Source organism: Leclercia sp. LSNIH3 (assembly GCF_002935105.1).
Taxonomy (GTDB): domain Bacteria; phylum Pseudomonadota; class Gammaproteobacteria; order Enterobacterales; family Enterobacteriaceae; genus Enterobacter; species Enterobacter adecarboxylatus.
On sequence record NZ_CP026387.1, the window covers coordinates 4,345,308 to 4,366,013 of the forward strand.

The 20,706-nt window shown below is 56.9% G+C and carries 19 protein-coding genes and 1 pseudogene; 11 read left to right on the plus strand and 9 right to left on the minus strand.

The window, feature by feature from the left end; all coding sequences use genetic code 11:
- Window positions 1-4: 4 nt before the first annotated feature.
- Entirely contained in the window at window positions 5-349 is a 345-nt protein-coding gene (locus tag C3F35_RS21060; RefSeq protein WP_032611486.1) for a RidA family protein, read from the minus strand.
- 127 nt (window positions 350-476) lie between these two features.
- Between C3F35_RS21060 and C3F35_RS21065 the strand changes: the two genes are divergently transcribed.
- The 5 genes from C3F35_RS21065 (at window position 477) to rnd (ending at window position 6,863) form a co-directional block, all read left to right on the plus strand.
- Complete coding sequence (locus tag C3F35_RS21065; RefSeq protein WP_032611483.1) at window positions 477-2,387, plus strand: ATP-dependent DNA helicase; 1,911 nt, start codon at window positions 477-479, stop codon at window positions 2,385-2,387.
- Between the two features lie 66 nt (window positions 2,388-2,453).
- Window positions 2,454-3,149 (plus strand): tRNA (adenosine(37)-N6)-threonylcarbamoyltransferase complex dimerization subunit type 1 TsaB, encoded by a 696-nt coding sequence (gene tsaB / locus C3F35_RS21070; RefSeq protein WP_103792063.1) that lies wholly within the window; start codon window positions 2,454-2,456, stop codon window positions 3,147-3,149.
- Window positions 3,150-3,186: 37 nt separating this feature from the next.
- Window positions 3,187-3,771, plus strand: a complete 585-nt coding sequence (locus C3F35_RS21075) for a Slp family lipoprotein (RefSeq protein WP_032611481.1) — start codon at window positions 3,187-3,189, stop codon at window positions 3,769-3,771.
- Window positions 3,772-3,975: 204 nt separating this feature from the next.
- On the plus strand, window positions 3,976-5,661 hold the full coding sequence (gene fadD / locus C3F35_RS21085; protein ID WP_072250878.1) for a long-chain-fatty-acid--CoA ligase FadD: 1,686 nt from the start codon (window positions 3,976-3,978) through the stop codon (window positions 5,659-5,661).
- Window positions 5,662-5,735: 74 nt separating this feature from the next.
- Entirely contained in the window at window positions 5,736-6,863 is a 1,128-nt protein-coding gene (gene rnd / locus C3F35_RS21090) for a ribonuclease D (protein WP_098946244.1), read from the plus strand.
- Between the two features lie 90 nt (window positions 6,864-6,953).
- Here the strand turns inward: rnd and minE are convergent, their stop codons facing one another.
- Genes minE through minC form a run of 3 tightly spaced genes read right to left on the minus strand, consistent with a single transcriptional unit; the run spans window position 6,954 to window position 8,755 of the window.
- Window positions 6,954-7,223, minus strand: a complete 270-nt coding sequence (gene minE / locus C3F35_RS21095; RefSeq protein ID WP_032611475.1) for a cell division topological specificity factor MinE — start codon at window positions 7,221-7,223, stop codon at window positions 6,954-6,956.
- A gap of 3 nt (window positions 7,224-7,226) precedes the next feature.
- Entirely contained in the window at window positions 7,227-8,039 is an 813-nt protein-coding gene (gene minD, locus C3F35_RS21100; protein ID WP_032611473.1) for a septum site-determining protein MinD, read from the minus strand.
- A 23-nt stretch (window positions 8,040-8,062) separates the two neighbouring features.
- Window positions 8,063-8,755 carry a septum site-determining protein MinC gene (gene minC / locus C3F35_RS21105; RefSeq protein ID WP_032611471.1) on the minus strand — a complete coding sequence of 231 codons (693 nt, stop codon included), beginning with the start codon at window positions 8,753-8,755 and terminating at the stop codon, window positions 8,063-8,065.
- 125 nt (window positions 8,756-8,880) lie between these two features.
- Between minC and C3F35_RS21110 the strand changes: the two genes are divergently transcribed.
- The 3 genes from C3F35_RS21110 to C3F35_RS21120 all read left to right on the plus strand — a co-directional run bounded on the left by C3F35_RS21110 (window position 8,881) and on the right by C3F35_RS21120 (window position 10,400).
- Window positions 8,881-9,156, plus strand: a complete 276-nt coding sequence (locus tag C3F35_RS21110) for a YcgL domain-containing protein (RefSeq protein ID WP_032611469.1) — start codon at window positions 8,881-8,883, stop codon at window positions 9,154-9,156.
- 47 nt (window positions 9,157-9,203) lie between these two features.
- A complete protein-coding gene (locus C3F35_RS21115; protein WP_103792062.1) occupies window positions 9,204-9,863 on the plus strand; it encodes a fumarylacetoacetate hydrolase family protein in 660 nt (219 codons plus the stop codon).
- Window positions 9,864-9,956: 93 nt separating this feature from the next.
- Window positions 9,957-10,400 carry a YcgN family cysteine cluster protein gene (locus C3F35_RS21120; RefSeq protein WP_077227068.1) on the plus strand — a complete coding sequence of 148 codons (444 nt, stop codon included), beginning with the start codon at window positions 9,957-9,959 and terminating at the stop codon, window positions 10,398-10,400.
- Window positions 10,401-10,438: 38 nt separating this feature from the next.
- Here the strand turns inward: C3F35_RS21120 and dsbB are convergent, their stop codons facing one another.
- Both dsbB and nhaB read right to left on the minus strand, forming a co-directional pair.
- Window positions 10,439-10,969, minus strand: coding sequence for a disulfide bond formation protein DsbB (gene dsbB / locus C3F35_RS21125; protein ID WP_032611461.1), 531 nt, complete (start codon window positions 10,967-10,969; stop codon window positions 10,439-10,441).
- A 142-nt stretch (window positions 10,970-11,111) separates the two neighbouring features.
- Window positions 11,112-12,650 (minus strand): sodium/proton antiporter NhaB, encoded by a 1,539-nt coding sequence (gene nhaB / locus C3F35_RS21130; RefSeq protein ID WP_103792061.1) that lies wholly within the window; start codon window positions 12,648-12,650, stop codon window positions 11,112-11,114.
- A 198-nt stretch (window positions 12,651-12,848) separates the two neighbouring features.
- Between nhaB and fadR the strand changes: the two genes are divergently transcribed.
- Window positions 12,849-13,568, plus strand: coding sequence for a fatty acid metabolism transcriptional regulator FadR (fadR, locus tag C3F35_RS21135; RefSeq protein WP_032611456.1), 720 nt, complete (start codon window positions 12,849-12,851; stop codon window positions 13,566-13,568).
- A 71-nt stretch (window positions 13,569-13,639) separates the two neighbouring features.
- On the opposite strand, the gene C3F35_RS21140 is transcribed toward fadR, so the two are convergent.
- A complete protein-coding gene (locus C3F35_RS21140; protein WP_032611453.1) occupies window positions 13,640-15,172 on the minus strand; it encodes a SpoVR family protein in 1,533 nt (510 codons plus the stop codon).
- Window positions 15,173-15,495: 323 nt separating this feature from the next.
- Here C3F35_RS21140 and C3F35_RS21145 point away from each other — a divergent pair, with 323 nt between their 5' ends.
- Window positions 15,496-16,794 carry a D-amino acid dehydrogenase gene (locus C3F35_RS21145; protein ID WP_032611450.1) on the plus strand — a complete coding sequence of 433 codons (1,299 nt, stop codon included), beginning with the start codon at window positions 15,496-15,498 and terminating at the stop codon, window positions 16,792-16,794.
- Between the two features lie 12 nt (window positions 16,795-16,806).
- Complete coding sequence (gene dadX, locus C3F35_RS21150) at window positions 16,807-17,877, plus strand: catabolic alanine racemase DadX (RefSeq protein ID WP_032611448.1); 1,071 nt, start codon at window positions 16,807-16,809, stop codon at window positions 17,875-17,877.
- A 103-nt stretch (window positions 17,878-17,980) separates the two neighbouring features.
- Here dadX and C3F35_RS21155 read toward each other — a convergent pair.
- Both C3F35_RS21155 and ldcA read right to left on the minus strand, forming a co-directional pair.
- Window positions 17,981-19,648, minus strand: a pseudogene (locus tag C3F35_RS21155) (potassium/proton antiporter); the annotation flags it as partial.
- 98 nt (window positions 19,649-19,746) lie between these two features.
- Window positions 19,747-20,661, minus strand: coding sequence for a muramoyltetrapeptide carboxypeptidase (ldcA, locus tag C3F35_RS21160; RefSeq protein ID WP_059307662.1), 915 nt, complete (start codon window positions 20,659-20,661; stop codon window positions 19,747-19,749).
- Window positions 20,662-20,706 lie beyond the last annotated feature (45 nt).

Below are 20,706 nucleotides of genomic sequence, written 5' to 3' on the forward strand. Positions count from 1 at the left end.
GCGCTTACACCGCGGCGATAATCTTAATCTCAACCTTATACTGCGGTTTCATCAGCGTCGCCTGTACCGTGCAGCGTACAGGCGCGTGACCGGCCACCACCCACTCATCCCAGGCTTTGTTCATTGCCGCAAAATCGTCTTTGCTGGCAAGGAAAATGGTCGCATCCAGAATGCGGGACTTGTCGCTGCCCTGTTTTTCCAGCACCGCGTCGATCTGCGCCAGGGTATTGGCGGTCTGCTCATAGGCCTCAGCATCGAGATTCGCCGGTACGCCGGTGTAGTACAGGGTCTGGTTGTGGATCACAACATCTGACCAGCGGGCTTCGGCATCAATGCGCACAATTGTCATACAGGTTTCCTTATGAATGTCTGTTTCAGCAGGCAAGACTGCCATATTGTTTTGCCTGCGTCACTCTCGACTGGCGTCAGGACGAGCGGCCTGACATAATCCCCTGTGCAAAAATACAGGGGGCAGAGTGGCAGACGATTTCGCAGCAGACGGACAATTAGCAAAGGCAATTCCCGGTTTTAAGCCGCGCGAGCCGCAGCGTCAGATGGCGCACGCGGTCGCCGATGCCATCGACAGCGCCCAGCCGCTGGTGGTAGAAGCAGGAACCGGCACCGGTAAAACCTATGCCTATCTCGCGCCCGCGCTGCGCGCCAAAAAGAAAGTGATCATCTCCACCGGCTCAAAAGCGTTGCAGGATCAGCTTTACAGTCGCGATCTGCCCACCGTGGCCAAAGCCCTCAAATACAAAGGCCGCCTGGCCTTGCTGAAAGGGCGCTCTAACTACCTCTGTATTGAACGTCTCGAACAACAGGCGCTGGCGGGAGGCGATCTGCCGGTGCAGACTCTCAGTGATGTGATCATTCTGCGCAGCTGGGTCAACCAGACCCTCGACGGGGACATCAGCACCTGCGCCAATGTGGCGGAAGATTCTGCCGTCTGGCCGCTGGTCACCAGCACCAATGATAACTGTCTCGGCAGCGACTGCCCGTTATATAAAGACTGTTTCGTGGTCAAAGCACGTAAAACGGCGATGGATGCCGACGTGGTAGTGGTCAACCATCATCTGTTCCTCGCAGATATGGTGGTGAAGGAGGGCGGCTTTGGCGAGCTGATCCCCGAGGCCGACGTATTGATTTTCGATGAAGCCCATCAGCTCCCCGATATCGCCAGCCAGTATTTCGGCCAGTCCCTCTCCAGCCGCCAGTTGCTGGACCTGGCGAAAGATTTCACCATCGCCTACCGCACTGAACTGAAAGATACCCAGCAACTGCAGAAGTGCGGCGACCGCCTGGCGCAAAGCACGCAGGATTTCCGCATGCAGCTGGGCGATCCAGGCTATCGCGGCAATCTGCGCGAAGTGCTGGCCGATCAGCATATCCAGCGTGCGCTGCTGCTGCTCGACGATGCGCTGGAGCTTTGTTACGACGTGGCGAAGCTCTCTCTCGGCCGTTCGGCGCTGCTGGATGCCGCCTTCGAGCGCGCCACGCTGTACCGTGCCCGCCTGAAGCGGCTGAAAGAGTTTAACCAGCCAGGCTATAGCTACTGGTATGAATGCAATTCACGCCATTTTACCCTTGCCCTGACGCCGCTCACGGTGGCTGATAAGTTCCAGGAAGTGATGGCCCAGAAACCGGGCAGCTGGATCTTTACCTCCGCCACGCTGTCGGTCAACGACGATCTGCACCACTTCACCGAACGTCTCGGCATCACAGAAGCGAAATCCCTGCTCCTGCCCAGCCCCTTTGATTACGCCACCCAGGCGCTGCTCTGCGTGCCGCGTAATTTGCCGCTGCCTAATCAGCCCGGCGCTGCCCGCCATCTGGCGGCCATGCTCAAACCGATGATCGAGGCCAATAACGGCCGCTGCTTTATGCTCTGTACCTCGCACGCCATGATGCGTGACCTGGCGGAGCAGTTCCGGGCCACCATGACCCTGCCGGTGCTGTTGCAGGGTGAAACCAGCAAAGGGCAGCTGTTGCAACAGTTTGTCACGGCAGGCAACGCCCTGCTGGTGGCGACCAGCAGCTTCTGGGAAGGGGTGGACGTGCGCGGCGACGCCCTGTCGCTGGTGATCATCGACAAACTGCCCTTTACCTCGCCGGACGATCCACTGCTGAAGGCGCGCATGGAAGATTGCCGCCTGCGCGGTGGCGATCCCTTTGACGAGGTGCAGCTCCCGGACGCGGTTATCACCCTTAAGCAGGGAGTGGGGCGTCTGATCCGCGACGTGGACGATCGCGGGGTACTGGTGATCTGCGATAACCGGCTGGTGATGCGCCCGTACGGGGCTACTTTTATCGCCAGCCTGCCGCCGGCACCGCGTACCCGGGATATCGATCGCGCGGTGCGCTTCCTGGCGGCGTCTGAGGCGGAGTAATTTACTGACGGGTGTGTTAAAATGCGCGCCTTTTTGTGACTGACCCTTGCGAGAGCGCGACAACACATGCGAATTCTGGCTATTGATACCGCCACAGAGGCCTGCTCTGTTGCCCTGTGGAACGACGGTAAACTCTGTGCTCATTTCGAAGAGTGCCCCCGGGAACATACCCAACGTATCCTGCCTTTGGTGAAGATGATCCTCGCCGAAGGCAACACCTCCCTGAATAATCTCGATGCCCTGGCCTATGGCCGTGGCCCCGGCAGTTTTACCGGCGTGCGCATCGGTATTGGCATTGCCCAGGGGCTGGCGCTGGGTGCCGAACTGCCGATGATCGGCGTCTCGACGCTCGCCACTATGGCCGAGGGCGCCTGGCGTAACACCGGGGCGACCCGCGTGCTGGCCGCCATCGACGCCCGAATGGGCGAAGTCTACTGGGCAGAGTACACCCGCGATGAGCAGGGTGTATGGCACGGTGAAGAGAGCGAAGCTGTACTTACGCCGGAAGCGGCGGGCGAGCGCATGAAGCAGCTTTCCGGCGAGTGGGCAACCGTCGGAACCGGCTGGCCAGCGTGGCCGGAGATGGCAAAAGAGAGCGGCCTGACGCTGGTGGATGGCAAGGTGCTGCTGCCTGCCGCGGAAGATATGCTGCCCATCGCCCGTCAGCTGCTGGCTGCAGGCAATACTGTGGCGGTCGAGAAGGCCGAACCGGTTTATTTGCGAAACACCGTAGCGTGGAAGAAACTTCCAGGCCGGGAGTGAATCTCAGTATCAGAGCCTGAGAAAAAGGAGTCGCATCATGGCGGTTCAAAAATATGTAGTTCGTCTGCTGACCGTCGGGGCGCTGGCCCTGGCATTAACAGGATGTGTCTCTGTCCCTGATGCGATCAAGGGCAGCAGCCCTACGCCGCAGCAGGATCTGGTCCGGGTAATGAATGCCCCAGAACTGTATGTCGGCCAGGAAGCACGCTTCGGCGGCAAAGTGGTGGAGGTCTTCAACCAGCAGGGGAAAACCCGTCTGGAAATCGCCACCGTTCCGCTGGACAGCGGTGCGCGGCCGATTCTGGGTGACGCCTCGCGCGGACGCATCTATGCCGATGTGAATGGTTTCCTCGACCCGGTGGACTTCCGTGGTCAACTGATCACCGTGGTCGGTACGATCGCCGGCGCGGAGCAGGGCAAAATTGGCAACACGCCGTACAAATTTATGGTCCTGCAGACCAACGGCTATAAACGCTGGCGAGTGGTGCAGCAGGTGATGATGCCACCGCCGGTCGATCCCTGGTACTGGGGACCGCATCCCTGGCGGTATGGCTATGGTTACGGTGGCTGGCCAGCTTACGGCCCCGGACCCGCTCAGGTTCGGACAGTAGTAACAGAGTAAGTGACTGTTATTATTGAATAAGAAACAGCGGCCAGGCCGCTGTTTCGTTTTTTCCACGGTTATAACAAAAATAAATAGTGACGCGCTTCGCAACCTTAAATCCGGACAATTAATAAACTGGTACGCTGAGTTAATATTATGTTAACGACTTGTTTATTAACCGGGGCTGTGATGACGACGAACACGCATTTCAGAGGTGATGTAGTGAAGAAGGTTTGGCTTAACCGTTATCCTGCGGATGTGCCTGCAGAGATAAATCCTGACCGTTATCAATCCCTGGTTGAACTGTTTGAACATTCCGTCACGCGCTACGCCGATCAGCCTGCGTTTGTGAACATGGGCGAGGTGATGACCTTCCGTAAGCTGGAAGAGCGCAGCCGGGCATTTGCAGCCTACCTGCAACAGGGCTTAGGCCTGAAAAAAGGCGATCGGGTAGCATTGATGATGCCTAACCTGCTGCAGTATCCGGTGGCACTGTTTGGCATCCTGCGCGCCGGGATGATCGTGGTTAACGTTAACCCGCTCTACACCCCGCGTGAGCTGGAGCACCAGCTGAACGACAGCGGCGCGGCGGCGATTGTGATTGTCTCAAACTTCGCGCACACCCTGGAAAAAGTGGTCGATAAGACGCAGGTCAAACACGTTATTCTCACCCGGATGGGCGATCAGCTCTCAACCGCAAAAGGGACGCTGGTTAACTTCGTCGTTAAGTACGTTAAACGTCTGGTGCCAAAATATCACCTGCCAGACGCCATCTCCTTCCGCCGGGCGCTGCACAACGGCTACCGGATGCAGTACGTGAAACCGGAAGTGGTGTCCCAGGATCTGGCCTTCCTGCAGTACACCGGCGGCACCACCGGGGTTGCGAAAGGGGCGATGCTCACCCACCGCAACATGCTGGCGAACCTCGAGCAGGTGAACGCCACCTACGGCCCGCTGCTGCATCGCGGCAAAGAGCTGGTGATCACCGCGCTGCCGCTCTATCACATCTTCGCGCTGACCATGAACTGCCTGCTGTTTATCGAGCTGGGTGGGCAGAACGTCCTGATCACCAACCCGCGCGACATTCCGGGCCTGGTGAAAGAGCTGGCGAAATATCCGTTTACCGCCATGACGGGGGTAAACACGCTGTTCAACGCCCTGTTGAACAACAAAGAGTTCCAGCAGCTTGATTTCTCGACTCTGCATCTGTCGGCGGGCGGCGGGATGCCAGTGCAACAGGCGGTGGCGGAACGCTGGGTGAAGCTCACCGGCCAGTATCTGCTGGAGGGCTATGGCCTGACCGAGTGCGCCCCTCTGGTGAGCGTGAACCCGCACGATATCGATTACCACAGTGGCAGCATTGGCCTGCCGGTGCCCTCCACTGAAGCCAAACTGGTGGATGACGAGGATAACGAAGTGCCGCATGGCGAACCGGGCGAGCTGTGCGTGAAAGGGCCGCAGGTGATGCTGGGCTACTGGCAGCGCCCGGACGCCACCGATGAAATCATTAAGGACGGCTGGCTGCACACCGGGGATATCGCAGTGATGGACGACGAAGGCTTCCTGCGAATCGTCGATCGTAAGAAAGACATGATCCTCGTCTCCGGGTTTAACGTCTATCCGAACGAGATCGAAGATGTGGTGATGCAGCACAACGGTGTGCTGGAAGTGGCCGCAGTGGGCGTTCCGGCGGGCAGCAGCGGTGAAACGGTGAAAATCTTTGTGGTGAAAAAAGATCCTGACCTCAGCGAAGAGGCGCTGATCACCTTCTGCCGTCGCCAGCTGACCGGCTACAAAGTGCCGAAACTGGTGGAGTTTCGCGATGAACTGCCAAAATCGAACGTCGGGAAGATATTACGACGAGAATTACGTGACGAAGCACGCGCCAAAGTAGACAATAAAGCCTGAGCTTCGTGTTAGTCACCCCAAGACGCTGGCCATGCCAGCGTTTTTTTATGGGCGCAAACCAAAGAGAATATGATTTGAATTACCAGATGATCACTACCAACGACGAGCTGGCTTCGCTGTGCGATGTCACCCGTGACGCCCCCGCCATCGCGCTGGATACCGAGTTTGTGCGTACCCGCACCTATTATCCGCAACTGGGTCTGATCCAGATGTATGACGGTAAACATGTGTCGCTTATCGACCCGCTGGGGATCACCGACTGGGCGCCAATGCGCGAGTTGTTGCTGAATACCGCCATCACCAAATACCTGCATGCCGGCAGTGAAGATCTGGAAGTTTTCCTCAATACCTTCGGCATTATGCCGGAACCGCTGATCGACACCCAGATCCTTGCCGCCTTTGCCGGGCGCCCGCTCTCCTGGGGTTTTGCCGCCATGGTGGAAGAGTATACCGGGCTGGTTATCGACAAGAGCGAATCCCGCACCGACTGGCTGGCGCGCCCGCTGACGGAACGCCAGCTGGATTACGCGGCGGCGGATGTGTTTTACCTGCTGCCGATTGCCGGTCAGTTGATGAAAGAGGCTGAAGCCTCCGGCTGGCTGCCTGCCGCCCTGAATGAGTGTCGGATGACGCAGCTGCGTCGTCAGGAGACCACCGATCCAAAAGAGGCCTGGCGCGATATCAACAACGCCTGGCAGCTGCGCACCCGCCAGCTCGCCTGTCTGCAACTACTGGCCGACTGGCGTCTGCGCAAGGCGCGGGAGCGTGATCTGGCGGTGAACTTTGTGGTGCGTGAAGAGCATCTGTGGGCGGTGGCGCGGTATATGCCGGGCAGTCTGGGCGAGCTGGACAGCATCGGGCTTTCCGGTTCGGAGATCCGCTTCCACGGCAAAACCCTGCTGGCGTTGGTAGCGAAAGCGCAGGCATTGCCGGATGAGGCGCTGCCGGAGCCGCTGTTGAACCTGATGGATATGCCGGGCTATCGCAAAGCGTTCAAGGCGATTAAAGCCCTGGTTCAGGAAGTGGCAGCGGAGAGCAAAGTGAGTGCTGAGCTGCTGGCCTCACGCCGTCAGATTAACCAGCTGTTGAACGCGCACTGGAAGCTGAAACCGCAGAACGGTACGCCTGAATTGATGGCAGGCTGGCGTGGGGAACTGATGGCCGCTCGCCTGAACGCCTTGCTGGAAGAGTATCCGCAATAATTGCGGTCTGTAACCCCCGGCGGCGCCAGGCTTGCCGGGGTTACAAACGCTGGGCCGGGCAAGCAACGTGCCGCCCGGCAATGCGCTCAATTATGAACGCGACTCTTCCGCTTCCGGCAGGGTCACGTTTAGCTCCAGAATCGAGATATCCCCGTCCTTTTGCTCCAGCTGCACGGTGACCATTTCCGGATCAATCTGCACATACTTACAGATCACTTCCAGAATATCTTTGCGCAGCTGCGGCAGGTAATGCGGTTCCGCGTCGCTGCGGCGGCGTTCTGCCACGATGATCTGCAGACGCTCTTTTGCGATGTTAGCGGTGCTTTTTTTCCGCGAGAGAAAAAAGTCCAGTAATGCCATAACTTATCCTCCGAACAGGCGTTTGAGGAAACCTTTCTTCTCTTCTTCGATGAAGCGGAAAGGACGTTCTTCTCCGAGCAGACGATCTACCGTATCCGCATACGCTTTACCGGCGTCTGCGTTAGCATCGAGGATAACCGGCTCACCCTGGTTAGACGCGCGCAACACGGATTGATCTTCCGGGATGACGCCAACCAGTTTAATGCGCAGGATCTCCAGCACGTCTTCCATACTCAGCATATCACCTTTATTGACACGACCCGGATTATAACGGGTCAGCAGCAGGTGCTCTTTAATCGGTTCTTCGCCATTTTCCGCACGGCGGGATTTCGAGGCGAGGATCCCTAAAATACGGTCGGAGTCACGTACGGACGACACTTCCGGGTTGGTGGTGATGATCGCTTCGTCGGCGAAGTAGAGCGCCATCAGCGCACCCGTTTCGATGCCTGCGGGTGAGTCACAGACCACGAAATCGAAGTCCATTTTTTTCAGCTCATCGAGCACCTTTTCCACGCCTTCACGGGTCAGCGCATCCTTGTCGCGCGTCTGCGAAGCGGGAAGAATATAGAGGTTGTCGGTACGTTTATCTTTAATCATTGCCTGATTCAGCGTGGCGTCACCCTGAATCACGTTCACAAAATCGTACACCACGCGGCGTTCACAACCCATAATCAGGTCAAGGTTACGCAGGCCGATATCGAAATCGATAACGACGGTTTTCTTTCCCTTCTGGGCCAAACCAGTAGCGATGGCCGCGCTGGAGGTGGTCTTGCCAACGCCTCCTTTACCCGAAGTAACAACAATAATGCGTGCCATAGAAATTCCTTGTTAAAAAGGGATCAATTCAACGGTTGAACGGTCAAAGCGTTGTCTGCCAGCCGCAGACGTGCCGCTTTGCCAGAAAATTCGGCCGGGATGTTATCACTCAGCCAGTAAACCCCTGCGATGGAGACCAGCTCCGCCTCCAGGTGGGTACAAAAAATTTGCGCATCGCGATCGCCGCTGGCACCCGCCAGCGCACGGCCTCGCATTGAGCCATAAATATGGATATTGCCATCCGCGATCAGCTCCGCCCCAGCGCTGACGTGGTTGGTCACAATCAGGTCACAGTTTGGCGCATAAATACGCTGACCGGAACGCACGGGCAGATCAATCAATCGCGTTTTTGTGACAGGAGTAACAGGGAGTTCTGGTGGAGCAGGGGGTTCGGCGCGCGGGGCTTTGTCTTTGCCTTCGTTCAGCAACGGAAGACCCGCACGATCGATTTCGGCTTTCAGTTCAGCGTCTTTGCAGCCGCTGATGCCCACAATTCGCAGGCCGGTAGCGGAGACCGCCTGTTGCAAATGGTGCCAGTTTACCGGCGCCTCAAGGCTGCTGACGTTGATGACCACCGGCGCATGGGTAAGAAATGCGGGCGCCTGCGCAATTTTGTCTTCTAACGCCTGACGAATAACCTCGGGTTTTGCTTCATGCAAATGAACCACTGATAAGGTGAAGCTACTGCCTTTAAGCTCGATGGGCGTGTTTGACATCCTGGCCTTACTCAATTTGCTTTTACCACGACCTGTGCGCCGTGATATTCCGAAGAGTATCAGGCATGTTATAGTCACAATTATATTGAGGCAAGTCACCCTCCCGCTTAATTCAGAGTAAATATATGTTTTGTGTGATCTACAGAAGTACCCAGCGCGACCAGACCTACCTGTATGTCGAAAAAAAGGACGATTTTTCCCGTGTGCCTGAAGCACTGATGAAAAGCTTCGGTAAGCCGCAGCTCGTAATGCTGATGCCGCTCGACGGGCGCAAGCAGCTGAGTAACGCCGATCTGGAAAAAGTAAAAACCGCGTTGACGGAACAGGGCTATTATTTACAACTTCCTCCGCCACAAGAGAATTTACTGAAACAGCATCTTGAGGCGCAGGGGAAAAAATAGTTTAGGAGTTTTCTGTCAGCGTCACATTCACCGTTCAGGGGACGTTTATGTATCAACATCATAACTGGCAAGGAGCCTTACTGGATTATCCGGTAAGTAAAGTCGTCTGCGTAGGAAGTAATTACGCAAAGCATATTCAGGAGATGGGAAGTGCGGTTCCAGAAGAGCCAGTGCTGTTCATTAAACCGGAAACGGCGCTCTGTGATATTCGCCAGCCGCTGGCATTACCGCAGGGGCTTGGCTCGGTTCATCACGAAGTGGAGCTGGCGGTGCTGATTGGCGCCACGCTGCGTCAGGCCTCTGAAGATCATGTGCAGAAGGCGATTGCCGGTTATGGTGTGGCGCTGGATCTGACCCTGCGCGACGTGCAGGGCAAAATGAAGAAAGCGGGCCAGCCGTGGGAAAAAGCCAAGGGCTTTGATAATTCCTGCCCAATCTCCGGGTTCGTACCGGCATCGGAATTCCAGGACGATCCCCAGAACACCGCCCTGAGCCTGAAGGTAAACGGCGAGGTACGCCAGCAGGGGTCGACCGCCGACATGATCCACAAGATTGTGCCGCTGATTGCCTATATGAGCCGTTATTTCACCCTTAAACCGGGCGATGTGATCCTCACCGGCACCCCGGAAGGGGTTGGCCCACTCGCCAGTGGCGATGAGCTGGAAGTAGCCGTTAACGGCCTGTCCCTGAAAACCCGCGTGCTGTAATCCCCGCTTGCCGCCCCTTTTGGGCGGCAAAACTTGCATCAAGGTGCCAGACTGGTTATAAGGTGCGCTTTATTTTGACGTGTGGACATCCTTATGAGCGAAACTCCTTTCTGGCAAAGCAAAACTCTCGACAACATGACCGACGCCGAGTGGGAATCGCTGTGTGACGGCTGCGGGCAGTGCTGCCTGCATAAGCTTATGGATGAAGACTCGGACGAAATTTATTTCACTAACGTCGCCTGCAATCAGCTGAACATCAAAACCTGCCAGTGCCGTAACTACGAGCGCCGTTTTGAGTTAGAGCCGGACTGCATCAAGCTGACCCGCGACAACCTGCCCACCTTCGAATGGTTGCCGCCGACCTGCGCTTATCGCCTGCTGGCGGAAGGCAAGGATCTGCCGAAGTGGCACCCCTTGCTGGCCGGTTCAAAAGCGGCGATGCACGGCGAGCGAATCTCAGTGCGCCACATTGCGGTGAAAGAGTCAGAGGTGCGGGACTGGGAAGACCATATTTTGAATCATCCCAACCGCGCATAATAAAAAACCCGCCGAGGCGGGTTTTTTATTGTCGGACATTAACGTCCAAAAAGATCGCGTTTTTTCGGTTTGAACGGCTGGGCAATCAGCACCAGCAGCGCCACAACCAGGAAAGCGGCGAAAATGCCAACCAGCCACTGCGGCATCTCGAGAGTCAGAAACTCCCACTGACGCACGGAACAGTCACCGCTTGCCACGAAGACCTGCGGCAGCCACTTGTCCAGCGGCAGCCAGCTCGGGAAGCTGGCGGCAAAATCACAGGTCTGGAACGGCGACGGATGCAGCTGGATCATGGTGTGTTCCCAGGCCAACTGAAGGCCTTTTCCGGCGCTGTAGAGCCAGATAGCAATCGCACCGTAGCGCAGCGGGCTTTTTGGAGCAATGGCACCGACCAGGCCCGCGCCCATCACGCCAAACAGCGCGCAGCGTTCGTAGATGCACAGCACGCAGGGCTTCAGCAACATCACATGCTGGAACCATAATGCCACCATTTCTAACGCGAAGGCGGTCAGGGCCAACAGCAACCATGCGCCGCGTCCACGCGAGCACTGGTTTAAAAATTTCAACATAATCATTTCCCTGGAGCAGGTATAGAAAGCGCAGTGTAAACGAAAACAATTCGCGCGCCAGCCTCAGCGCGCAAAATATAACGTAATCGGATATTTATCATTCGAAAGTGCAGCCGGGCCATATACGACCCGGCTGACTCTCTTAATGCGCCGTCAGTATACCCGTCTGCAACATCCATTGGGTAAATGGAATAAGGGTAATTTTGACGCACAACAAGCCGACGGTGGTTAATACCACCGTATAGGGCAGCGCCATCCATACCATCCGGCCATAAGAGAGCCTGATTAAAGGAGCCAGCGCCGAGGTGAGCAGGAACAGGAACGCCGCCTGGCCGTTTGGCGTGGCGACGGAAGGCAGGTTGGTGCCGGTATTGATCGCCACCGCCAGCATTTCAAACTGCTGCTGGTTGATTGCGCCGCTCTGCAGTGCGGTTTTGGCCTCATTGATATAGACCGAACCGACAAACACGTTATCAGAGATGGCTGACAGCAGGCCGTTAAACAGATAGAACAGCGTCAGCTGGGCATCCGGCTCGGCCTGTAGCACGTAGCGAATGATCGGCGCAAACAGCTGCTGATCGACAATCACTGCCACCACCGCGAAAAAGACCGTCAGCAGGGCGGTAAAGGGCAGCGCTTCGGTAAAGGCTTTGCCAATCGCGTGCTCATCCGTCACGCCGGTAAAAGAGGTCGCCAGGATAATGACCGACAGGCCAATCAAGCCCACCTCCGCCAGATGAAACGCCAGGGCGATAATCAGCCAGACGCCAATAATGGCCTGAAAGATCATAGCCAGTTTTTGCTGACGGGTACGCTTGCTGCGGCTCTCTTCATCAAAACGTTGTAACACCTCACGTACCGGGGTCGGCAGCAGGGTGCCGTAACCAAACCATTTAAACTTCTCTATCAACCAGCAGGTGAACAGGCCGCACACCAGCACCGGCACGCTGACCGGCGCCACATGCAGGAAAAAGTCGGTGAAATTCCAGCCGACGGCTTTGGCGATGATCAGGTTTTGCGGCTCCCCGACCATGGTCATCACCCCGCCCAGCGCGGTGCCCACGCCTGCGTGCATCATCAGGCTGCACAGAAACGCACGGAACTGTTCCAGCACTTCGCGCTGCCGGGCATCGACCTGGCTGTCATCCTGCAAATTATCTTTGGGCTGCGCGGAGGCCACCCGATGATAGATCCCGTAAAAGCCCACGGCGACGCTGATCACCACCGCCACCACGGTCAGGGCATCAAGGAAGGCCGACAAAAAGGCGGCGGCTACGCAGAAGGACAGCGACAGCATTGTCTTGGAGGGAATACTCAGCAGCAGGCGGGTAAAGATAAACAGCAGCAGCTGCTTCATAAAGTAGATCCCGGCCACCATAAACATCAGCAGCAGGAGCACTTCCAGATTTGACGCCAGCTCTTCCTTCACGTGTTCCGCGCTGGTCATGCCGATCACCACCGCCTCGAAGGCCAGCAGGCCACCCGGCAGCAGGGGATAACATTTCAGCGCCATCGCCAGGGTAAAGATAAACTCCCCAACCAGCAACCAGCCGGCAACGAAGGGATCGACAACAAAGATAAAGGGGTTAAGAACCAGAAAAACAACCAGGGTCACTTTATACCAGTCGGGGGACTGGCCTAAAAAATTGCGCCACAGTGCGCGGCTATAAGACATTTCCACAACAGATTTCCTTGCCCATCACATAATTACATCCTAAGTATACGCAAACCGCGCCGGGCAGGGGGGCGGAGGCCCGACTTTTAAATGATAAAAATAAAACAGCGATCCCTTTTTTCTCGCCTCGCTGCGCTATCTGCCTCTGTCTGCCTCTGGTATGATGAGTGAAATTTGTAAAAAGCAGTTAATGGAAAATTCACTATGGTCATAAAGGCGCAAAGCCCGGCGGGTTTCGCGGAAGAGTACATTATCGAAAGCATCTGGAATAACCGTTTCCCGCCAGGCTCGATACTTCCTGCAGAACGCGAACTCTCTGAACTGATTGGCGTCACACGTACCACCTTACGTGAAGTGTTGCAGCGACTGGCCCGCGATGGCTGGCTGACGATCCAACACGGCAAACCGACCAAAGTGAATAACTTCTGGGAAACGTCGGGTCTGAATATTCTTGAAACGCTGGCGCGTCTCGACCACGAGAGCGTACCGCAGCTCATCGATAACCTGCTCTCCGTGCGCACCAACATTGCCACCATCTTTATCCGTACGGCGTTTCGCCAGCACCCGGATAAGGCACTGGAGGTACTGGCCCGCGCCACGGCGGTGGAAGATCACGCTGATGCCTTTGCGCTGCTGGATTACAATGTCTTCCGCGGTCTGGCGTTTGCCTCGGGTAATCCGATCTACGGCCTGATCCTCAACGGCATGAAAGGGCTTTATACCCGCATCGGCCGTCATTACTTTGCCAATCCGGAAGCCCGCAGCCTGGCGCTCGGTTTCTATCACAAGCTCAGTGAACTCTGCTCAGAAGGCCAGCACGATCAGGTGTACGACACCGTGCGTCGCTATGGTCGTGAGAGCGGTGAGATCTGGCATCGGATGCAGAAATCCCTGCCGGGCGACCTGGTGATTCAGGGGCGCTAAATAAAAAACCTCTCGTTTGAGAGGTTTTTTTTCGGCTAAACCCGGCGTAGCCCGGCAACAAACCGCCCGGGTTACAACATATTGCCTTTCACCGGGCACCGTTCCAGCAGCTCCACGCTGCCGTCTTCATTCTGCTGCTCCAGCATAATGTCAAAGCCCCACAGACGATGCACATGCTTCAGCACTTCCTTACGCCCTTTATCCAGCGGCGCGCGGTTATGCGGGATATAGCGCAGCGTCAGGGAGCGATCCCCGCGCAGATCCACATTCCAGACCTGAATATTCGGCTCCAGATTGCTCAAGTTGTATTGCGCCGAGAGGCGGGAGCGGATCTCACGATACCCCTCTTCATTGTGGATCGCCGAAATCTCGAGATAGTTGTTGTGATCGTCATCCAGCACTGTAAACAGGCGGAAGTCACGCATCACCTTCGGCGACAGGAACTGGCTGATAAAGCTCTCGTCCTTGAAGTCGCGCATGGCAAAATGCAGCGTTTCCAGCCAGTCGGAACCGGCGATATCCGGGAACCAGTATTTATCCTCTTCCGTAGGATTCTGGCAGATACGCTTGATGTCCTGGAACATGGCAAAGCCCAGCGCATACGGATTAATCCCGCTGTACCACGGGCTGTTGTAAGGCGGCTGGAACACAACGTTGGTGTGGCTGTGCAGGAACTCCAGCATAAAGCGTTCGGTGACTTTACCTTCGTCATACAGGTGGTTGAGGATGGTGTAGTGCCAGAACGTCGCCCAGCCTTCGTTCATCACCTGGGTCTGTTTTTGCGGATAAAAATACTGGCTCACCTTGCGCACGATACGCAGGATCTCACGCTGCCACGGCTCCAGCAGCGGGGCGTTTTTCTCCATAAAGTAGAGCAGGTTCTCCTGCGGCTCGGAAGGATAACGGCGAGCTTCGACCACCATTTTTTCTTCTTCGCGTTTCGGCAGGGTACGCCACAGCGTATTCACCTGGCTTTGCAGATACTCTTCCCGGCTTTTCTGCCGCGCTTTCTCCTCCTGCAGGGAGATTTTCTGCGGACGTTTGTAGCGATCCACGCCGTAGTTCATCAACGCATGGCAGGAGTCGAGCAGCTTCTCGACCTCCTCCACCCCATAGCGCTCTTCGCACTGGGTGATGTAGTTACGGGCAAAGATCAGATAATCGACAATCGAACTGGCATCGGTCCAGCTGCGGAACAGGTAGTTATTTTTGAAGAAGGAGTTATGGCCGTAGCAGGCGTGCGCCATCACCAGTGCCTGCATGGTAATGGTGTTCTCTTCCATCAGGTAGGCGATGCAGGGGTTCGAGTTGATGACGATTTCGTAGGCTAGCCCCTGCTGACCATGCTTATAGAGCCGTTCGGTTTCGATGAACTTCTTACCAAACGACCAGTGGGTATAGTTAATGGGCATCCCGACGCTGGAGTAAGCGTCCATCATCTGTTCAGACGTAATCACTTCGATTTGATGGGGATAGGCATCCAGACGGTAGAGTTTCGCCACCCGGTCAATTTCTGCCAGGTAGGTATCAAGCAGCTCGAATGTCCAGTCGGGTCCATCGCTCAGACGTGTGGTGTCCTTATTCATGGAATCAATAGTAGCCATTAGCGCGCCCTCATTGTTGGTAGCTCTCTCTGTCTGGAGAACCTCTTTTCAAGCATAGAACACGCCATTCAAAAGCGTGCTGGCACGCTATTTTTTTCTTTGCGATTTCCCGTTTTTCCTGTGACAGAAAAGGGGTGTCCGGCAGCACAATATGCTGGTTAAAAATGCCGCGCAGCAGGAGATGCCAAAACCGCGCTACCCGCGTCAGCAGGGGAAGGTGTGAGATGTGTCACCATAAAAAAGGCCTATGTTGAATAATATTTTCGGCTGGGTTATCAATATGTAATCAGAAGATTGTTCTTTTGCTTATAAATGGAGTGGCTATGCGTGTTGTCATACTGGGAAGTGGCGTCGTTGGCGTAACCAGCGCCTGGTACCTGAGTCAGGCCGGGCACGATGTAACTGTGATCGATCGTGAGCCGGGTCCGGCACTGGAGACCAGCGCCGCTAATGCCGGGCAAATTTCTCCGGGTTACGCGGCACCCTGGGCGGCGCCGGGTGTGCCGCTGAAGGCGATTAAATGGATGTTCCAGCGCCATGCACCGCTGGCGATCAGTCTCGACGGCACGCAATTCCAGCTCAAGTGGATGTGGCAGATGCTGCGCAACTGCGACACCTCGCACTACATGGAAAACAAAGGGCGGATGGTACGCCTGGCGGAGTACAGCCGCGACTGCCTGAAAGCGCTGCGTGCCACGACCGGTATTCAGTATGAGGGCCGCCAGGGGGGCACCCTGCAACTGTTCCGTACCGCCCAGCAGTATGAAAACGCCACCCGCGATATCGCCGTCCTTGAGGATGCCGGAGTACCGTATCAGCTGCTGGAAGCCAGCCAGCTGGCGCAGGTTGAACCGGCGCTGGCTGAGGTGGCACACAAGCTGACCGGCGGTCTGCGTCTGCCGAATGACGAAACCGGCGACTGCCAGCTATTTACCCAGAATCTGGCGCTGATGGCCGAGCAGGCAGGGGTCAAATTCCGCTATAACACCTCCGTGGATAAGCTTCTGTACGAAGGGGACAATATTTACGGCGTGCTGTGCGGCGACGAGGTGGTGAAAGCCGACGCCTACGTAATGGCCTTTGGCTCTTACTCTACCGCCATGCTGAAGGGCATTGTGGATATTCCGGTCTACCCGCTGAAGGGATATTCGCTGACTATCCCGGTGAAAGAGGACAGGGGGGCGCCGGTTTCAACTATTCTTGATGAAACATACAAAATCGCGATCACCCGTTTTGACAACCGGATCCGCGTGGGAGGAATGGCGGAAATCGTCGGCTTTAACACCGAGTTACTGCAACCGCGTCGGGAAACGCTGGAGATGGTCGTTGGCGACCTGTTCCCGCGGGGCGGCTTTATCGAACAGGCGACCTTCTGGACCGGGCTGCGCCCGATGACCCCGGACGGCACCCCTGTTGTGGGTCGCACGCCCTTCAAGAACCTGTGGCTCAACACCGGGCACGGTACGCTGGGCTGGACGATGGCCTGCGGTTCAGGGCAGTTACTCAGTGATTTGATCTCCGGGCGCACACCCGCTATTCCGTTTGATGATTTAAGCGTCGCGCGCTACCGTCCGGGGTTCACTCCGTCACGTCCACAGCATTTACACGGCGCGCATAACTAACAAGGAGTCGTCATGTCCCGTCCTGTTGTGGCTCAGCTGGATCTTCAGGCCCTGAAGGATAACCTGCACATTGTCCGGCGCGCCGCGCCCGCTTCACGAGTCTGGGCGGTGGTCAAAGCCAATGCTTATGGCCACGGTCTGGATCGCATCTGGAGCGCGTTAAGCGCGGCCGATGGCTTTGCGATGCTCAATCTGGAAGAGGCGATCCTGCTGCGCGAGCGCGGCTGGAAAGGGCCGATCCTGATGCTCGAAGGCTTTTTCAACAGCGATGAACTGCCGCTGTTTGATAAATACCGTCTGACCACCAGCGTGCACAGCAACTGGCAGGTTAAGGCGTTGCAGAATGCGAAGCTGCACGCCCCGCTCGATATCTACCTGAAAGTGAACAGCGGCATGAACCGTCTCGGTTTTCAGCCGGATCGGGTTCACAGCGTCTGGCAGCAGCTGCGGGCGCTGAAGAACGTCGGCGGCATGACGCTGATGGCCCATTTTGCCGATGCGGAAAAGCCGGAAGGCATTGTTGAGCCGATGAGGCATATTGAGCAGGCGGCGGAAGGGCTGGACTGCCCGCGTTCGCTCTCTAACTCGGCGGCGACCCTCTGGCACCCGGAAGCGCATTTCGACTGGGTACGGCCGGGGATCATTCTTTACGGCGCGTCACCGTCCGGGCAGTGGCAGGATATCGCCAACAGCGGCCTGAAGCCGGTGATGACCCTGCGCAGTGAAATCATTGGCGTTCAGACCCTGAAAGCGGGGGATACCGTGGGCTACGGCAGCCGCTATCGCGCCTCGGGCGAGCAGCGGATCGGTATTGTCGCCGGGGGGTATGCCGACGGCTATCCACGCATTGCCCCGTCCGGCACGCCAGTATGGGTAGACGGCGTACGTACCGGCACGGTCGGCACGGTATCAATGGATATGCTGGCCATCGACCTTACGCCATGCCCGCACGCGGGGATCGGTACGCCGGTTGAGCTGTGGGGGAATGAAGTGAAAGTAGACGATGTTGCTGCCGCGGCGGGTACCATCGGCTACGAGTTGTTAACCGCATTAGCCCCGAGGGTGCCGGTCGTTACGCTCTGAAGGGTTTTCCCCTCTCCCTTGGGAGAGGGGAAAAAAGCTACTCCTCGGCATCCTCCGCCACGCGTACGCCCACTTTGCGCACCGTGTTATCTTCTTTCTCTGCCACCGTCCAGATCATCCCGGCAAATTCCACCTGGTCACCCACTACCGGCGCGGCACCCAGCAGCTTCTGGACGATCTCGCCGAGCGTCTGCTGGTTATCGCGATACTCCAGCCCTTCCTCCAGGCCGTAGATCAACGCCACGTCGGCAAATTTGGCGCTGGCTTCGAGAATAAAATCACCAAAGAAGCGCTGATCCAGCGCCACCGGCGGCGACTGGCTGAACAGCTTGCCGAGGGCAGGGAGGTCATGCTCGCGGCCAATCACGCAGAGAATATCCCCTTCACGCAGCCGGGTGCTCCCGGTTGGGTGCAGCAGGGCGTTATCGCGGAACAGGGCAGCAATGCGCGTTTCGGCGGGCATATGCAGATCCCGCAGCGAGGCACCCACGCACCACTTGTCGGCGCTGAGTTGATAGACGAACTGCTCCCACGGATTTTCCGGGTGGAGGTCCAGCCCTACGCGGGAGACCGGCCAACCCACCGGGGGAATGACGACCCTGGCTTTTTTCGCTGCCCACGACAGGGACGTACCCTGGAACAGCAGCGACACCAGTACCACGAAGAAGGCCACGTTAAAGAACAAACGGGCATTGTCCAGCCCGGCCATCATCGGGAAGACCGCCAGGATGATCGGCACCGCGCCGCGCAGGCCAACCCAACTGATAAACACCCGCTCGCGCAGGTTAAATCCCTTGAACGGTAGCAGCCCGACAAACACCGACAGCGGACGGGCAAAGAAGATCATCCATATCGACAGCAGCAGGGCCGGAACAGCAATCGGCAGCAGGTCCGACGGCGTAACCAGCAGCCCCAGCACCAGGAACATACCGATCTGCGCCAGCCAGGCGAGGCCATCGAAGTTTTGCAGAATGGCATAACGGTTGCGGATCGGGCGATTCCCCAGCAGGAAGCCGCACAGGTAGACCGCCAGAATGCCGCTGCCGTCCATTGCTGTGGTGAGGGCGAAAATCAAAATCCCGCCGCTCAGCGCCAGCAGCGGGTAAAGCCCGCCCGGTAACGCGATGCGGTTGATCATCTGTTGCAGCAGATAACCGCCAGCCAGGCCAATGATGATCCCCAGGCCAAACTGCTGAATGATGTGCCAGGCAAACATCCAGCTCAGGCTGGTCTCATGCTGCTGAATCATCTCAATCAGGGTAATGGTAAGAAACACGGCCATCGGGTCGTTACTGCCGGATTCGATCTCAAGCGTGGAGCCGACACGCTCGTTCAGTCCTTTGCCGCCCAGCAGCGAGAAGACCGCCGCCGCATCGGTCGAGCCGACAATGGCGCCAATCAGCAGCCCTTCCATGATATCCAGATGAAACAGCCACGCGGCCATCATCCCGGTCAGACCGGAGGTGATCAGTACCCCGACCGTTGACAGCGACAGGGCCGGGCCCAGCGCCACGCGAAACGAGCTGGCCTGGGTACGCATCCCGCCGTCCAGCAGGATCACCGCCAGCGCGAGGTTACTGATCATGTAAGCAAACGGGTAGTTGTCGAAGGGAATGCCTCCGACGCCATCAACGCCCGCCAGCATGCCGATGGCGAGGAAAATGACCAGAATGGGGATGCCGAGACGGGAAGAAAACGAACTCAATAAAATACTACAGGTTACAAGAACTGAACCCAGGATAAAAAGACTGATTATTGCTGCGGCATCCAATGTGTGCGTACTCCCTGCGTGACGCGATGACTGTTATTAAAACCCTAACATATTAATGCCGCTTATAACGCGCTAATCCGGCGCTTAAGCGGCTTTTTTTATGCTTTCATCACCGGATGCCCGCTCAGGGTTAAACAGGTCTTACCTGCGGCGTGAACAAGCGAAGCCTGCGCGCCGAGCGGCAGGGTGACGGTCTTTTGTTCATGGCCAAAATCGAGTCCACTGATAATCGGCACTGATACCCTGGAGCGCAGGTAATCGATCATAGTCGCCAGATCGTATCCGGCATCGTAATCATTGGCGGTCGCCCCGCTAAAACTGCCGAGCACGATCGCCTGCTGGCGGTCAAGAATGCCCGCATGGTGCAGTTGCAACAGCATGCGTTCAACGCGGAACGGGTGCTCATTGATGTCTTCCAGCACCAGAATGCCGTTCTCAATGGCGGGCAGCCAGGGGGTGCCGATCAACGACACAACCATCGCCAGATTGCCGCCCCACAGCTGGCCTGTGCGTTCACACGCCGGGCCGTCCCCCTGCCACTCAACGGAATAGGTGCTGTTTTGCAGCGCGCGCCAGAAATGCTCCAGGGTAAAGGCATTCAGCTCGGGCGCGCCGAAATTACCCGCCAGCATCGGGCCGCTAAAGGTGATGACGTTATGTAACGCCAGCAGGCCGAGCTGGATAACCGTGAAGTCGCTATGGCCACAAATCAGCAGCGGGTCCTGCTGCTGGCGTTCGGCCAGCCCCTGCCAGTCGATCTGCTCCAGCAGGCGGCTGGCACCGTATCCGCCGCGCACCGCCAGGACAATCTGGTTGGCACCTTCCAGGCGGGTAAGGGCGTTGATGTCGTTCAGTCGCTGCGTCTCGGTTCCGGCAAATCGCTGCTGGCGGCGGGGTATAATTGTCTGATTTTGCACCTGATGCCCGTCGTCCAGTAAACGTGCAACGCCCCGTTGGGCCGCTTCCTGATTAATGCAGTAACCTGATGGTGCGATGAGATGAACCTGAGACATGGCATTTCCTTGCTGACTTATAAATCTAAATGTATATATCATGCC